General features: G+C 38.1%; 17 protein-coding genes and 1 pseudogene. 13 read left to right on the top strand and 5 right to left on the bottom strand.

All coding sequences use genetic code 11. From position 1 onward, the window contains the following. Positions 1-432 (bottom strand): transposase (locus PN450_RS03825; protein WP_271835470.1); only part of this gene is annotated, 432 nt, incomplete at its 3' end. A gap of 59 nt (positions 433-491) precedes the next feature. On the opposite strand from PN450_RS03825, the gene PN450_RS03820 reads away from it, so the two are divergent. After that, a complete protein-coding gene (locus PN450_RS03820; RefSeq protein WP_233466900.1) occupies positions 492-644 on the top strand; it encodes a hypothetical protein in 153 nt (50 codons plus the stop codon). Positions 645-839: 195 nt separating this feature from the next. Here PN450_RS03820 and dnaK read toward each other — a convergent pair whose 3' ends face one another. After that, positions 840-2,699, bottom strand: a complete 1,860-nt coding sequence (gene dnaK, locus PN450_RS03815) for a molecular chaperone DnaK (protein ID WP_417033735.1) — start codon at positions 2,697-2,699, stop codon at positions 840-842. A gap of 308 nt (positions 2,700-3,007) precedes the next feature. Between dnaK and PN450_RS24180 the strand changes: the two are divergent. Beyond that, positions 3,008-3,112, top strand: a pseudogene (locus PN450_RS24180) (zinc ribbon domain-containing protein); the annotation flags it as partial. 124 nt (positions 3,113-3,236) lie between these two features. On the opposite strand, the gene grpE reads toward PN450_RS24180, so the two are convergent. After that, positions 3,237-3,911, bottom strand: coding sequence for a nucleotide exchange factor GrpE (gene grpE, locus PN450_RS03805; RefSeq protein ID WP_271835469.1), 675 nt, complete (start codon positions 3,909-3,911; stop codon positions 3,237-3,239). A gap of 572 nt (positions 3,912-4,483) precedes the next feature. On the opposite strand from grpE, the gene PN450_RS03800 reads away from it, so the two are divergent. Continuing rightward, positions 4,484-6,484: a GspE/PulE family protein gene (locus tag PN450_RS03800; RefSeq protein WP_271835468.1), complete on the top strand. Its 2,001-nt coding sequence runs from the start codon at positions 4,484-4,486 to the stop codon at positions 6,482-6,484. Between the two features lie 64 nt (positions 6,485-6,548). Next, on the top strand, positions 6,549-7,649 hold the full coding sequence (locus PN450_RS03795; protein ID WP_148765085.1) for a type IV pilus twitching motility protein PilT: 1,101 nt from the start codon (positions 6,549-6,551) through the stop codon (positions 7,647-7,649). Here the strand turns inward: PN450_RS03795 and PN450_RS03790 are convergent. Continuing rightward, the gene (locus PN450_RS03790; protein ID WP_168204467.1) at positions 7,641-7,790 is read right to left on the bottom strand and encodes a hypothetical protein; all 150 of its coding nucleotides are present in this window, start codon (positions 7,788-7,790) and stop codon (positions 7,641-7,643) included. The genes PN450_RS03795 and PN450_RS03790 overlap by 9 nt on opposite strands. Before the next feature lie 31 nt (positions 7,791-7,821). Between PN450_RS03790 and PN450_RS03785 the strand changes: the two genes are divergently transcribed. The 8 genes from PN450_RS03785 (at position 7,822) to PN450_RS03750 (ending at position 14,749) form a co-directional block, all read left to right on the top strand. Continuing rightward, entirely contained in the window at positions 7,822-9,045 is a 1,224-nt protein-coding gene (locus PN450_RS03785; RefSeq protein ID WP_271835467.1) for a type II secretion system F family protein, read from the top strand. Between the two features lie 193 nt (positions 9,046-9,238). After that, positions 9,239-11,131, top strand: coding sequence for a GTPase family protein (locus PN450_RS03780; RefSeq protein ID WP_271835466.1), 1,893 nt, complete (start codon positions 9,239-9,241; stop codon positions 11,129-11,131). Between the two features lie 241 nt (positions 11,132-11,372). Further along, positions 11,373-12,227, top strand: a complete 855-nt coding sequence (locus PN450_RS03775; RefSeq protein WP_271835465.1) for a bile acid:sodium symporter family protein — start codon at positions 11,373-11,375, stop codon at positions 12,225-12,227. A gap of 167 nt (positions 12,228-12,394) precedes the next feature. Further along, positions 12,395-12,736 (top strand): DUF1622 domain-containing protein, encoded by a 342-nt coding sequence (locus PN450_RS03770; RefSeq protein WP_015080033.1) that lies wholly within the window; start codon positions 12,395-12,397, stop codon positions 12,734-12,736. A gap of 42 nt (positions 12,737-12,778) precedes the next feature. After that, the gene (locus PN450_RS03765; protein WP_148765093.1) at positions 12,779-13,216 is read left to right on the top strand and encodes a YidH family protein; all 438 of its coding nucleotides are present in this window, start codon (positions 12,779-12,781) and stop codon (positions 13,214-13,216) included. Between the two features lie 170 nt (positions 13,217-13,386). Beyond that, on the top strand, positions 13,387-13,686 hold the full coding sequence (locus PN450_RS03760; protein ID WP_148765095.1) for a hypothetical protein: 300 nt from the start codon (positions 13,387-13,389) through the stop codon (positions 13,684-13,686). Further along, positions 13,670-14,311, top strand: a complete 642-nt coding sequence (locus PN450_RS03755) for a hypothetical protein (protein WP_148765097.1) — start codon at positions 13,670-13,672, stop codon at positions 14,309-14,311. The genes PN450_RS03760 and PN450_RS03755 overlap by 17 nt, the downstream gene beginning before the upstream one ends. 15 nt (positions 14,312-14,326) lie before the next feature. Continuing rightward, positions 14,327-14,749, top strand: a complete 423-nt coding sequence (locus PN450_RS03750) for a hypothetical protein (RefSeq protein ID WP_271835464.1) — start codon at positions 14,327-14,329, stop codon at positions 14,747-14,749. Positions 14,750-14,758: 9 nt separating this feature from the next. Here PN450_RS03750 and PN450_RS03745 read toward each other — a convergent pair whose 3' ends face one another. After that, complete coding sequence (locus PN450_RS03745) at positions 14,759-14,899, bottom strand: hypothetical protein (RefSeq protein ID WP_271835463.1); 141 nt, start codon at positions 14,897-14,899, stop codon at positions 14,759-14,761. A 129-nt stretch (positions 14,900-15,028) separates the two neighbouring features. On the opposite strand from PN450_RS03745, the gene PN450_RS03740 reads away from it, so the two are divergent. Then, positions 15,029-15,487 carry a sulfatase-like hydrolase/transferase gene (locus tag PN450_RS03740; protein ID WP_271835462.1) on the top strand — a complete coding sequence of 153 codons (459 nt, stop codon included), beginning with the start codon at positions 15,029-15,031 and terminating at the stop codon, positions 15,485-15,487. Positions 15,488-15,532: the final 45 nt, after the last annotated feature.

Raw genomic sequence — 15,532 nt, 5'->3', positions numbered from 1 at the left:
GGCTAATCGTACCCAGCCAATTGACGGTAATTTAATTCTTTTACCATCATTTTTAATCGCTGGTTTCGCCTTAGTTCCTGATTCTAAATAGAAAGAATCGTGTTGTCCTTTTTTCTTGAATCGTGGTTGTTTTGATGTCTTCCTAAAACACCTATCCCATGCTTGGCGTAAGTCAGCTAACGCCTTCTGAGGGATATTTTTGTTAACTTCGTAATACCAAGCGGATTCATACTTAACCTCAGCGACTAACTTTTTATGTAAGTCAATCGCTGAGGGAAGTTTAAGTTTTTCGCCTTCTTTTTGAGCAGCTAAAATATCCTTGATTTGAGCATTTGCCCAGTTATAGGCGTGTCTAGCTACTCCAGAGGCTTTGCGAAAAGCTGTAATCTGTCGGTTATTTGGAATTAGTGCAGTTTTGAATGATAAAAGCATTGACTCGACCTTTCAATGTTGTAGTATAGTTAGTATACCAACTTACAAGGTTAAAGTCAATGCCATTTGAGAAAAATAATAAAATTGGTGCTAAGAAAATCCTCAAAGCTGAGTTAGACGCTCAACCAATTTGTTTTAAAGGTCGGAAAGGACAGAGGGTAAAAATTAAAACCGTCCCTAACACAGCAACAACGGTTAAGGGAATTTGTTGATCAATTAATTGAAGACTTGGACAAACAGTAATATATGGATAGTTATGGGTAGAAATTATCAAACTGTTTCTACCCCTGGTAGATGAAGAAAATATATCCTTGCTTCTCTAAATAATCAGCTTGTGAGTTATTTTCCTGATCTAAATTAATGTTGAATTGAGGTATTTGTGTGTTGCTTGAAGCAGGATGATATTCTTAGGTAAGATTTATTTGCGTGGCAGCTTCTGATTTTAAATCTTTATTATCAACCTGGTTGTAAACATTTGTACCAATAGCAAAGATAGTTTGCTGGAAATCCTCTAAAAGGGTCTTAAACTGTGTGGGGGACATATTCGGATTGTTCATTGCCGTTTGCAATTGTTCAACTTTCTGATTAGCCAAAGCTATCAACTGCTCACTGAGTAAATTGGCATTATCCCGTAATGTTGAAGCATAAGTAAACAAGAGATTATTTGCTTGGTTTTTGAGTTTCACCAGTTCTTTACGTCTTTGATCTTCTTCGGAAAATAACTTAGCTTGTTGCCGCATTTGCTCAATTTCGTTGTTACTTAAACCGCCTGTACTTGTAATCCGAATACTTTGTTCTCTACCTGTACCTTTATCTTGAGCCGCAACTTTGAGAATGCCATTCACATCAATTTCAAAAGCCACTTCAATTTGGGGAATGCCGCGAGGAGCAGGAGGAATCCCACTGAGGAGAAACTGCCCTAGACTTTTGTTATCCTTGGCCATGGAGCGTTCTCCTTGGAGGACATGGACTTCTACGGAGGTTTGACCATCAACGGCTGTAGAAAATATTTGAGCTTTGCTAGTGGGAATAGTGGTATTCCGGGCAATAATTTTGGTGAATACTTCTCCTAGTGTTTCAATCCCTAAAGATAGAGGTGTGACATCTAACAGTAATAGGGTATTTAATTCTCCTCCCAAAACTCCGGCTTGGATAGCTGCACCTAGTGCTACTGCTTCATCAGGGTTGACGGAATGATCTGGGATTTTGCCATTGAAAAATTTGATCAGGGCATTTTGAACAGCAGGAATGCGGGTAGAACCTCCTACTAAAATAATCTTATCTATATTCTGCGGTTTGACTTCTGCATCTTTGAGGGCTTGCATCATTGGGGCGATAGTCTCCTGAATTAAACTCCCTGTTAGTTCTTCAAATTGAGAACGACTGAGTTCCATTTCCAGATGCTTTGGTCCAGTAGCATCAGCAGTGATAAATGGCAGGTTAATGGAGGTAATAACCATGCTAGATAGTTCAACTTTGGCTTTTTCCGCGGCTTCTCGCAGGCGTTGGAGTGCCATTTTGTCTTGGGTAATGTCTATTTTCTCTTCTGCTAGAAATCGCTCTACCATCCAGCAAACAATGGCATTATCAAAGTCGTCTCCGCCGAGATGATTATTACCACAGGTGGCTTTAACTTCAAAAACTCCATCTCCTAGTTGGAGAATAGATACGTCAAATGTCCCCCCTCCTAAGTCAAATACTAAAATTAATTGCTCTTGATCTTGTTTGTCTAGACCGAAGGCTAGGGCGGCGGCAGTGGGTTCGTTGATAATTCTTAATACTTCTAGTCCAGCAATAGTACCTGCATCTTTTGTGGCTTGTCTTTGGGCATCTGTAAAATATGCTGGTACGGTAATTACGGCTTTTGTCACTTCGTCACCTAAGAAATTTTCCGCGTCTTGCTTGAGTTTTTTCAAGACCATAGCGGATATTTCTTGGGGTGTGTAATTTTGTCCGCGAATTTGGACATCAACGGTATTATCTCTTCCTTTGATGCAATTATAAGGGACGCGACTGCGCTCTAATTCTGTATCTTCCCAGCGACGACCGATAAATCTTTTAATACTGTAGACTGTGTTTTCGGCATTAGTTATAATTTGTCGCTTTGCTAATTGTCCGATGAGGCGATCTTTCCCTTTACCAAAGGCTACAATACTAGGGGTAGTGCGTCCACCTTCGGAGTTGGCAATTACTTTTGGTTGCCCAGATTCCAAAACAGCTACACAACTATTCGTAGTCCCTAAGTCAATCCCAATAACTTTTCCCATAACAATACTGCCAAAAAAAGAGTATGAAGAGAGAGGGCTGATGTAGTAGAGTTATAGTCTTCCAAAATAACAACTCGAAAACCACACACAGCCCATGTTCGATATCCTAACACTCTTGCAATGCCATACTTGAATCCCACCTTCCGCACCCTAAACTGTCACACAACGAAAAATGGTCGTTTGGGGATTTGAGATTGGCGATAGCCACCTAAGATTTCGACAGTTTTGTATCAAAATTATCATTAAATGTATTCAAAAATCCGAAATTACCGATTGTGACACTGGGGGGTGCGGAATGTGGGTTGAATAACCAACGTCAGAACTTTGTTCACCAAGAAACTACACGAATAATCAGCGGTAATAGCACGGTAGTTACTGAAAAATTAGAAGTCAAAAACATGAGTGCCAAAGCTTTGAATATGGTTGCTTTATTTCCGCCCTGCGGTACTAGGTCGTGCGAAGCGTCAAAAATCTCAGGCTCCGCTAGGGGATGTAGAAACCCCTGGCTCAAACGAAGTTAGCCAGGGGTAGTTCATGTTAACCGTTATCTTGGCTAGACAAATCTTCTGATTCTAAAGATATATCTTCTCTGGGAGCAGCTACTTTCACCATGGCATGACGGAGGACACGCTCACCAAAATAGTAGCCGCGAACTAACTCTTCTAAAACTGTTCCTTCTGGATGTTCATCTGTCGGTTCTCGCATGACGGCTTCATGCAAATTTGGGTCAAATTCTTGACCTTCAGGGCGCATGGGTGCTACACCTAGACGTTTTAAACAATCCACTAACTGTTTGTAAACCCCTTGATAACTCTTATGAATTGTCATTTCGCCATCACCTTGGGGTTTGAGGTGCGCTCGTGCTCGCTCAAAATTATCTACAACAGGTAGCAATTCTGTAATTGTATTTCGCTTTACCTGTAAGTCAATTTCTTCTTTTTCTTTGGCAGTTCGTTTGCGATAATTCTCAAAATCTGCGGCAATTCGCATATACTGAGTGCTACGGTCTTCTAGTTGAGTTTTAAGCGTTTCAATTTGTTGATTTAACTCTGCTAAAACAGCGATATCTACTTCAATAGGATTGGCTTTAGCATCACCATGTTCTTCAGTGAGTATGTTATCTCCCTGTTCATTTATTTGGTTTGCTGCTTGCTCATTAACCTCGTATCCAGGTTCGTTGGAGTTAATTTCGGACGGAGAGTCACTTTTCATAAGAATATGTGGTATGTGGTAAATTCAGTCACTTAAGTGCTGAGAAGAATGGTTTGAGGTAAACTTAGATGTGTTCGGTGACTTTAGCAACTGCTGGCTATATCTTGAGTTGATTAGCCTAATTCCTGGCTTATATAGTGTACCTGTTTATTTTCGTTTACTATTATTTACTCATTCCAGATGCTTTTAACAGCAGAAATTTAACGAGCATTCAGCTAGTAAGCTAATTTTGGGTTTAAATCCCCCTTTTCAACAACCCGCTGACGACGGACTGCTTTTTAAATTACCAATATTTTGGCAGGAAGTGATACCACTAAGCTGTCACGCATCTAGTTTTTGAACCCAATCTGGGCTATAGGCGGGTTTCCACCTCCAAATTATACAATTTAAGTGCGCGACAGCTTATTATTCTATTGTGAGATACTCATAACCTCCTGCCCCTGCCTCTTAACTCCTGCCTTTTTGTAAAAAGGTTGTTGACTGAAATTTAAGGGGATGTAGAAACCCCATCTTCAACGAAGTAAGATGGGGTAGTTCATAAAAGAGGTTTCTCTACCCTAACCCAATTGCTTATGACTTACTCATCACCACAACGGCGTAGCACTGCCCTGACTACAAGAACTGAGTTTTCGCCTTTCGGTAATAAATTAGTAACGTCTGGCTATGTCAATAATGAACAAATGAAGCAGGCTGTAATTGCCAGCCGCAAGTCCGGTAAACCACTGACAGAAGTATTAGAATCAATTACTGAGCGAAAATTATCACCTGAGTTTGTCACAGAATACAAAAAACAACATTTATTTGAACTCAAAATTTTATACGGCGTTGAGTCTCTTGATCCCGAAATCTACGAAATTGATACAACAAACGTGGGGAATTTAATTCAAACCCTCATTCCTGTTGATATCTGTCGTCGGCATCACTTAATCCCACTGTCAAGAAATGATAACCAAAGCCCACCTTATGTGTTGGTGGCTATGGTTGATCCAGATAATTTAGATGCTTCTGATGATCTTAATCAGATTTTGCGTTCCCAAGGCTTGTCTTTTCAACGCAGGGTAATTACCCAGAAAGATTATCAGGACATCATTAACAAATTTTTAAATGAACAAGCGGCACGCCGAAAGATATTAGACCGGCAAAAAAATTATGATGTCAAGGGTGATTTAGACAATCTAGGGACTCTGGACATAGATGAAAGTAGTGATAATGATGTTGATTTAGATAATGCTATGAAGGGTGCTGATCATGCACCAATCATTAAACTTGTGAATCGGATTTTGTTGAAGGCTTTAACTGAGGGTGTTTCGGATATTCACATTGAACCGCAGGAAGAATATTTACGGATTCGTTTCCGTAAGGATGGGGTATTACGTGAGGCATTTGATAATATGCCGAAAAAAATTATCCCAGCAGTAACAGCCCGATTTAAAATTATTTCTAACCTGGACATTGCTGAAAGACGTTTACCTCAAGATGGCCGGATTCGCCGGATATTTGCCGGAAGAAAGGTGGATTTCCGGGTAAATACTCTACCTAGTCGCTATGGAGAAAAGGTTGTTGTACGGATTTTAGATAACTCTACAACTCAATTAGGTTTGGATAAGTTAATTACTGACCCAGAAACCTTAAATATTGTTAAGGATATGTTTAGTAAGCCATTCGGGTTGATTTTAGTGACGGGACCAACTGGTTCGGGTAAAACTACTTCGTTGTATTCGGCACTATCAGAAAAGAATGATCCGGGGATTAATATCAGTACAGTAGAAGATCCAATTGAGTATAGTTTACCGGGGATTACTCAAGTACAGGTAATTCGGGAAAAGGGGTTGGATTTCTCGACGGTCTTGCGGGCTTTCTTGCGTCAAGATCCAGATGTGTTGCTGGTGGGGGAAACACGGGATCGGGAAACTGCGAAAACGGCGATTGAGGCAGCATTAACCGGTCACTTGGTATTAACTACTTTACACACTAATGATGCGCCAGGAGCGATCGCTCGCTTGGGAGAAATGGGTATTGAACCTTTCATGATTTCCAGTTCTTTAATTGGTGTTTTAGCACAACGTCTAGTTCGTCGTGTCTGTGCTGAATGTCGTATAGCATACACTCCGACCATTAAAGAACTAGCTCGCTATGGTCTATCCGTTTCCCAAGAAGCTCAGGTAACTTTCTACAAAGCCAATACTATTCCACCAGAAGAAATAGCCAGCCATAAAAATCTTTGTCAAAAATGTGGTGGTGTTGGCTACAAGGGGCGTTGTGGGGTTTATGAAGTAATGCGGATTACTGAAAAATTACAAACTCTGATCAACAAGGAAGCACCTACAGAAAAGATTAAAGAAGTAGCTGTTGAAGAGGGGATGAAAACCTTACTAGCTTACAGTTTGGACTTAGTTCGTCAAGGAGCAACTACCTTAGAAGAAGTAGAGCGAGTAACACTTACAGATAAAGGTTTAGAGGCTGAATTAAAAGCTAAACGCAAAAGTGGTCTGACTTGTCTGACTTGTAGTGGGGAATTACAACCAGAATGGTTAGATTGTCCTTACTGTATGACACCTTGCTTTACAGATTAGCCGCACATTTTGAATTGAGAGTTTTAAGTTTTTTATTGTTAATTAATGGGAACGAAATCAGACTATGGAAATGATGATTGAAGACTTGATGGAAGAACTAATTACTAGAGGTGGGTCAGACTTGCACCTATCCGCTGGATTGCCTCCCTATTTTCGGATTAGTGGACGTCTGACACCTATTGGTGAAAACATATTGACGGCTGATGAATGTCAAAGGCTAATTTTCAGTATGCTCAATAACACTCAGCGCAAAACTTTAGAGCAAACATGGGAATTAGATTGTTCTTACGGTGTCAAAGGATTAGCTAGGTTCCGGGTGAATGTCTATAAAGAACGTGGTGCTTATGCTGCTTGTTTACGAGCATTAAGTTCTAAAATTCCTAACTTTGAAAAATTAGGTTTGCCAGATATAGTCCGGGAAATGACGGAAAAACCTAGAGGACTAATTCTCGTCACAGGTCCAACTGGTTCTGGGAAGACTACTACCCTAGCGGCAATGATTGACTTAATTAACCGCACTAGGGCAGAACATATTTTAACAGTTGAAGACCCTGTGGAATTTGTTTATGAACCAATCAAAAGTCTAGTTCACCAACGCCAATTAGGAGAAGATACGAAGAGTTTTGCTAATGCTTTAAAAGCAGCTTTACGAGAAGATCCCGATATTATTCTGGTAGGAGAAATGCGGGACTTGGAAACCATTGCGTTGGCGATTTCCGCCGCAGAAACAGGTCACTTGGTATTTGGTACACTACATACAAGTTCTGCCGCACAAACCGTTGACCGGATTATTGACGTTTTTCCCTCAGAAAAACAAACTCAGGTGCGGGTGCAGTTGTCTAACTCCTTAGTCGCAGTTTTTAGTCAGACTTTAGTACCTAAGAAAAATGTCAAGTCAGGTGAATATGGGCGAGTAATGGCTCAAGAAATTATGATTATCACTCCCGCTATTTCTAACTTAATTCGGGAAGGAAAAACAGCACAAATTTACTCAGCTATTCAGACGGGTGGTAAATTGGGAATGCAAACTCTAGAAAAAGTTTTAGCTGATTTGTACAAAGCTGGAACTATTTCTTTTGAAGCAGCAATATCTAAAACTTCTAAACCAGATGAAGTCCAGCGTCTAATTGGTGCAACAGCCCCAGCAGGAGCTAAATTACGTTAACAGGCAGGGGGCAGGGAGCAGGGAGCAGGGTAAAAGAATTATTCCAATGACAACTGACAACTGTACGGGCGAAGCATTTGGAGAACTATTTTTGGCAATGACCGATAATTTATCTTCCAAATGCTTCGCCCCTACTAACAACTGACCAATTCTAAAATTTTAAATAAATATTATGCCTACCTACGTTACTCGTATTCGTGATTCTCAAGGAAAATCCAGAACCGAAAAATTTACCGCTGATTCCTTGACTGATGCTCGCAATAATATTATAAATCAAGGTTTTATTATTCAAGATTTAAAAGAATCTCAAAGCTTGGCTTCTCGGTTCGATATCCAAAAGATTAAGAATTCCTTTGTCAAGGTTTCTGTTAAGGATAAAGCAGTTTTTTCCCGTCAATTTGCTGCTTTAGTAAATGCGGGTGTAGCCATAGTCAGAGGCTTGACTGTACTTTCTGAGCAATGTAGTAATCCTAAACTTAAAGCTGCTTTAGTAGAAATTTGTGGCGATGTTCAGACTGGAATTAACCTCTCAGATTCCATGCGTAAACATCCTGAGTGTTTTGATGGTTTGTATGTGAGTATGGTACAAGCTGGCGAAGTTGGGGGTGTGTTGGATGAAGTCTTAAATCGTCTAGCTAAATTATTAGAAGATATGGCACGATTACAGAATCAAATTAAATCAGCTATGTCTTATCCAGTGGTTGTGGGTTTTTTAGCAACTGCTATCTTTGTGGGCATGACAGTTTTTCTGATTCCAATTTTCGCAGATATTTTTGTATCCATAGGAGCAGAATTACCACCACTTACATTATTCTTAATGACCTGTAGTAAAGTCTTACGAAGCTATTGGTCTTTGTTGGTTATTGGGATTTTATTTGTATTATCGTTTCTTTATAAGCAGTATTACAAAACCCCTGTTGGTAGGTTACAGATTGATAGTATTGCCCTAAAGCTACCTTTATTTGGTGATTTGATTCAAAAATCTGCTATTGCCCGTTTTAGTCGGACTTTTGGTTCATTGACTCGCTCTGGAGTCCCGATTTTAACTTGTTTAGAAATTGTGCGAGATACATCAGGAAACCAGGTTATTGCTAATGCCATTGACGCTGCCCGTGAAGAGGTTCAACAAGGGGGGATGATTAGTGTTGCTTTGCTCACAGAAAACGTTTTTCCAGCTATGGCAATTCAGATGATGAGTATTGGTGAAGAAACGGGACAACTAGATGCAATGTTGATGAAAGTCGCCGATTTTTATGAAGATGAAGTAGAACAGGCAGTTAAATCACTCACCAGTATTTTAGAACCAGTAATGATTGTGGTGCTGGGGGGAATGGTGGGGACAATTTTGCTGGCTATGTATTTGCCGATGTTCAAAGTATATGAAAAGCTCGGTTAAGGAAAGGTTGAAAGATGGAGAATGAAGACTAAAAAAATCAATTTAATCCTTCATTCTTCATACTTTATCTTGCGTATTTGTCATCTGATGATATCAACACCCACCGTGAGTGTTATTTTTCTGGTAAATTTCCCTGGTAAAATAAGTAGTAAATCACTAATCCAACATCCACAACCCAAAAAGTTATCAAACAATGATCCGTTTAAAACTCTGGCAATGGATAATCTTAGTTTCACCAATTGCGGTAATTATCTCCTTCCTTCTCATTTCCGCAGGAACGCAAATTCACGCTTGGGGATTAAGTTGGATTTGGGCTGTATTTACATTTGTATTTGTCGGTTGGCGGTGGTTGCTGGTACGCTGGACTAAACCGGCAATAAATCAAATTGAAGCTGTATTTGCAGAAGTTCGAGAAGAATTAGAAACTACCACAGAGAATAATTTAGTCATCGAAACAGATAGGACTAAAGCAGTAGAAACCGCATTACAAAATATTCTTACCGCAGCCGCAAATGATTTACCTATTTGGGAAGATTGGCAAACTTTTTGGCGAAGATGTCAAGATTTAGTAGTAGCAATTTCTCATATTTATAATCCTCAAGTTAAATATCCGCTTTTAAATATTTACATTCCCCAAGTTTACGGTTTAATTCGGGGTACAGTAGATGATATGGATCAATGGATGCAAAAATTATCTCCTGTTCTCAATCAAGTTACCGTTGGCCAAGCTTATCAAACCTATGAAGTTTATCGTAAATTAGAACCATCTGCCCGTAAATTATGGAAAGTTTGGAATTGGGCGCAATGGGTATTAAATCCTCTTACTGCGGTGGCAAAAAAAGCTAGTGAAGGTGTGGGAAATCGCGCTTCTCAGGAATTATTAATAAACTTGAGTCAACTATTAAGAGAAGCAGCTTTGCGTAACTTATGTAAACAAGCTATCGCTCTCTATGCAGGCACTAAAATTGAATTACCTACCCCCACCCTACCCCAAGTTAAAACCCAAACCCTGCGGGACATTCTCACCCAAGCTGAACCCCCGGAAATCGTTGCCCAAAAACCCGTAAATATTCTCATTATTGGGCGCACAGGTGCAGGTAAAAGTAGTTTAATTAATACTCTTTTTCAAAATGAATTAGCTGCGGTTGATGTTTTACCCAGTACAGATAAAATTCAAAATTATCATTGGGAAACAGAAAATGGGGAAACTCTCAGCCTTTGGGATACTCCCGGTTATGAACAGGTAAAACGGGAAGATTTGCGAGATTTAGTGATTGATTATGCTATTAATGCTGATTTACTATTATTAGTTACTCCAGCACTAGATCCAGCTTTACAAATGGATATAGATTTTCTCCAAGATGTAAAATTAGAAGTGGCAGATTTACCGATTATTACCATTTTAACTCAAGTAGATCGTTTACGTCCTATCCGTGAATGGCAACCTCCTTATGATTGGGAAAAAGGAGAAAAACCAAAAGAAATTTCTATTCGAGAAGCCACAAAATACCGCCAACAACTATTAGAAAATTTCGCTAATTTAGTTTTACCAGTCGTTACAAATGATCCAAAAAATAATCGCAATGATTGGAATATAGAAGCCTTATCTTCAGGATTATTAGCAGCAATAGATCCGGCTAAACAATTACGGTTAACTCGCTTTTTACGGAATTTAGAAACTCGCACCACAACAGCCGCTACAATTATTGAGCATTACACATTTCAGATGACAACTACCCAAGGAATTGCTGCATTACTAAAAAGTCCCGTTTTGCAATTTATTTCCACATTATCAACAGGTTCTCCTACTCTGGCTTATTTACTCGCAGAACAAATTCCCATTGAACAATTACCCATAGTGATTGGTAAATTACAAATGGCTTATGAACTTTTTCCCCTATTAAATATAGACAATTCCAAAACCCGCAACTTTGATTTATTATCCCTGTGGCCATTATTGTTAGAAAACCCTTCTACACCAGATCGTAACGCTTGGGCATTTGGTCATGCTTTAATAGAATATTGGACGCAAGATTTAACAATTGAACAATTGCGAACCAGATTTAATTATTATCTTCAACAGTGAAAAATTAGAGATTTTTTATGTAATTCTTTTATCCGCTTGAGTAGAAATTATCACAATAAATATTTCGGAGATATCTATGACCAGGGATAGTAATACAAAGTTGGGTTAAGAGATATTATTTGTTCAATAGTAGTTAACAAGTGATCCGAAAAATATCTTTTTTTCCTCTGCGGTTTAAGAAGTAATTTATCGAACCACAGAGGCACAGAGGACGCAGAGGAAAGAGGTTTAATTTCCAGCTATGCACCATCCTTTACTGTTGATTTTCGTTAAAATCACGATTTTTTCTTTGATGTTAGCCATAGGAAGCAATCTCTGTTTTGAAGAAATGCTTTCCCTATGGCGAAAACCTGCTTTACTATTCCGTGCGCTTTTAGCCGTTGTGGTGCTAGTTCCTCTAGTGGTTATTGTCCTGCTAAAACTGTTTAACTTACCCCCAGAAGTAATGACAGGATTAGCCTTGTTAGCGGCTTCTCCAGGTGCGCCTCTGACCACAAAACGAGCGCAAATGGCTGGATGTAGATTTTCCTACTCAGCGAGTTTTCAGTTAACTCTCGCTATACTTGCAGTCTGCGTTACTCCTATTACCTTGGAAATTTTTGTCACCCTATTTGAGAATATTTCAGAAAAAGTGACAATTTTAGAAGTTACCCGACAAGTGATCATGGTACAGTTATTGCCTGTCAGTATCGGTCTGTTGCTGCAAAAGTTTGTGCCTCAATTTGCCGAAAATATCGCCCAACCCTTAAATTTTATTGCTAATAGTCTTTTTTTCGTACTGGTTGTTTTAGCTGGTATTTTAGGGATTCCTCTATTTTTCAAAGTTTGGGGATTACCAATGGTTGTTATTACAATTATGGTAATCGCCTCTCTAATAATAGGACACAGTTTAGGGGGTAACAATGATGATACACGACCGATTTTAGCAATTTCCTGTATTGCTCGTAATGTTGGTTTAGCCTTGTTTATCGCTATTTTGAATAACGTAGAACAAAAGGTAATTCCCACACTCATAGCTTATGTAATTTTAGGAGCATTTCTAGGTAGTTTTTACTCAATTTGGAATAAACGCAAATTAGAGCAACAACCTAACTAAATGCGGTTTTTTCCGTTACATAATGGCGGTATAAATTATGTTTCGCGCAAAGACACAAAGGAGCAAAGACGCAAAGTTTGAGATTTGATATTTTCCAATTTAATACTTTGATTCACTAAGGCTATTGTAATTAATCTCTATGCCTGGAGCGTGAAAAAAGCTAAATTATGGCATTATTTGAACAGCTAGAGAGCGGGTTATCATTTGTTGTGACTTTGCTCAAATTCTTACTAGAATTAATTTCTGTTTTTTGTATTTTATTGGGTGTATTAAAAAGCGGAAAAATAGCGATTTCTCTAAATCATCATCATAGTCAAAACCGATTTCTGCAAATCCGGCTCAACTTTGGCATTTGGCTAGTGCTGGCATTAGAATTTCAATTAGGAGCAGATATTCTTTCCACAACCTATCATTCAACATTTGAGTCTCTAGGAAAACTAGGAATTGTTGCCTTAATTAGAACTTTCCTCAATTATTTTCTGAATCAAGAACTCAATAAACAACAATAAAAGTAATTATTCAGAGGTAATTTACAGGCACATCTTACCACAATGAATCAGCCACTTATCAAATCAGAAACACCTGAACAATTGTCTACCAACGATTTAGCGGCAGATCGAACAGAACTAGCTAAATACCGCAGTCGAGCAGCAGCAGATCGCACATTAATGGCGTGGATACGCACCTGTCTTTCCTTAATTGGTTTTGGTTTTGGGATTCCCACCATTGTTAGAGCAATTGAAAATACTCGTCTGAGTCATCACCTTAACCCAGTCAGATTTTCGGTGATTGTGGGACTATCTTTTATTGTGACGGGAATGTTGGGAATGGTTTTAGGGTTAAGAGAACACCGTAAGTTACTTAAACAAATTCAAAATAATCGCTATACCTACGAAACCTCTCACAGTGCGGAAATTATCGGAGTGGCTTTACTTGTAATTGGCTTAGTTAGTTTTCTTGGTGTGATAATTCGGGCAATGAATTTTTAAAGATTTAAGATATATAGCAACTTACGTTACTAAAGCAGGAGTTGAAGGCGTTGGATAAGGTTGATAGTTGAGTGTGTTTATGCCATAATTAATTAAACGATTGGTGATTGTTGGGTTTCATTCTCTCTACTCAACCCACAAGATAGACGATAGCACTAAGAGGTAAGATCATGGATTCAGAAGAAAACAATCAAGAACAAAGCATGATAGAGATTATTGAATCTGGTGAATTAAACAGTATTTATTTCAACGCGTTTGGTATTGGAGTATCTAAAAATGATATTTTAATCTTATTAAAACGCAATGGAAAAGCAGAAGCGGTACTCAATGCTTCTCACATTACAGCAAAATCACTTGTAAGCTCTTTAGATGAAGCTCTGAGAGGATTTGAAGATAAGACAAATCAAAAGATACCAACTTCAGATGAAATCGAAAAATTAATGGAGGAGGAAGATGAAACTAACCTCTAGTAATCCAAAGTATCAAGAGTACCGTAGTCCCTCTCTTTTTGTAGAAGAACCAAAGTTTTTTATAGAAAAAAAATCTCCTTTGGGATTTCGTACATTCAATGAAAACAAAATTTTACTGACAACCAAAAACTTAACAAACAGAATTGAAGAACATAAACCAGACAATCTAGAAAAACCAAAAAGTAAATCAATTAAAATAGATCAAATAGATAAATTATCAACCTTTGAAGAGATTCTAAAATATGGTATTGATGTTATTAAATTGAAGGATGATTATCTTTTTAAACGAATTAGTGAATTAAAAGAATTATGTGATTCAGAAGAAGACTATGATGTTTCCTTAGAATCGCTAAAGTCAATGTTTTTATTTGTTGGAACAATTGGAAATATTTCTAAGCCTAGCAGTATCACAGTAAGTGAAAGTGGTCTTTTTTATGTAAAATGGCAAAGAAATAGGAACAATTCGATAACTGTACGATTTCAAAAAGATTACTTTTTAGACTATGTTATCTTTAAGCCAAGTTCGCATACAAGTAAACGAATTATTTTGAATGGTTCGATGAATGCTATGGATCTAATTGATTATCTTAATGATTTAAATATAAAAATACACCAACAAATATAAACAAAAAATATAAAAATGACAGAGATCGAAACTGGTAATGTTACGCGTTATTGCAAACCTTCGTACTTAGAAAATGGAATAGTACAGAGTTCTGCTTTTGAAAAACGAATAGAACGTAAGGAAAAGTATTTGTCTGTCTATTTACTTGAATTTTTTCAAAAAGAAACGGAAATAAAAAATGTTATTGAAGTCATAACATTTATGACAAAAAAAGGTTTCAATCTCAAACCTGATGGTTCATTTGCTGTTATTAATATACAACAATCTAAAGAATATATTTTTGCAGAAATATCATTAGAAATATCCTATCAAGAAGAAAATTTGCCTCATTGTGGTATTTTTCATGATGCTGATGACCTTTTAGTTGCTGAGTTACTGGCTGAGTGCGTTCAGAATAATTATCTTATTAAAGAGATAACTGATTCAACAAATGAGTAGTTAGAATATTTACACATTAAAAATCATCTGAATCCGTTCTTTAACTACCCGATCTGATTCTTGCATCATAGCTTGATAAAGGATAGTATTAATTTCCTTTGTAGCAATTCCTCCCAAAGAAACCGCAGCCACATAACACATTGAAACCATGCACGGTCTAGGATATCGTCTCAAATTACCAGACCTTTTGCAAGGTTGCTGATTTTTAACCTGTCCTAAAGAGGATATAAAATTTCCGGGTTTTTGTTAAAAATTAAATATTCTCAAGAGGTCAGATTTATGTCTCTGCATGAATACAAACTCGGAACTACCTTCCCCGGAGTCATCGGCCGGACAGTTGATAAATCCAGTCCAGCTTGGCCAGAACCATTACGGGCAAAAGAAAATACACCAAACATCCTATTTATCGTTTTCGATGATACAGGATTTGGACAATTTGGAAATTATGGAAGTCCCATCAAAACACCCAACCTAGACACACTAGCCGCTAATGGATTGCGCTACAATAATCTACACACAACGGCACTGTGTTCTCCCACCCGTTCTTGTCTGCTGACTGGGCGCAATCACCATTCTAACGCCATGTCCTGTATTACAGAAGGGTCTACGGGTTATCCCGGAGGTAATGGGAATATTCCCTTTGAACCTGAGTTCGATGTAAGAAAACCAGCTAAAAATGAGTATTCAAAAGGGTTAGAGGCTTTTCTGGAAAGAGCCTATATTCTCAATAAACATTAATTATTGAGAATTAATAGGAAACCAGCCTAGATTTAAGTAAATTTT

Source organism: Dolichospermum lemmermannii CS-548 (assembly GCF_028330815.1).
GTDB classification, from domain to species: domain Bacteria; phylum Cyanobacteriota; class Cyanobacteriia; order Cyanobacteriales; family Nostocaceae; genus Dolichospermum; species Dolichospermum lemmermannii.
This window is presented reverse-complemented; position numbering and strand designations above follow the sequence as displayed.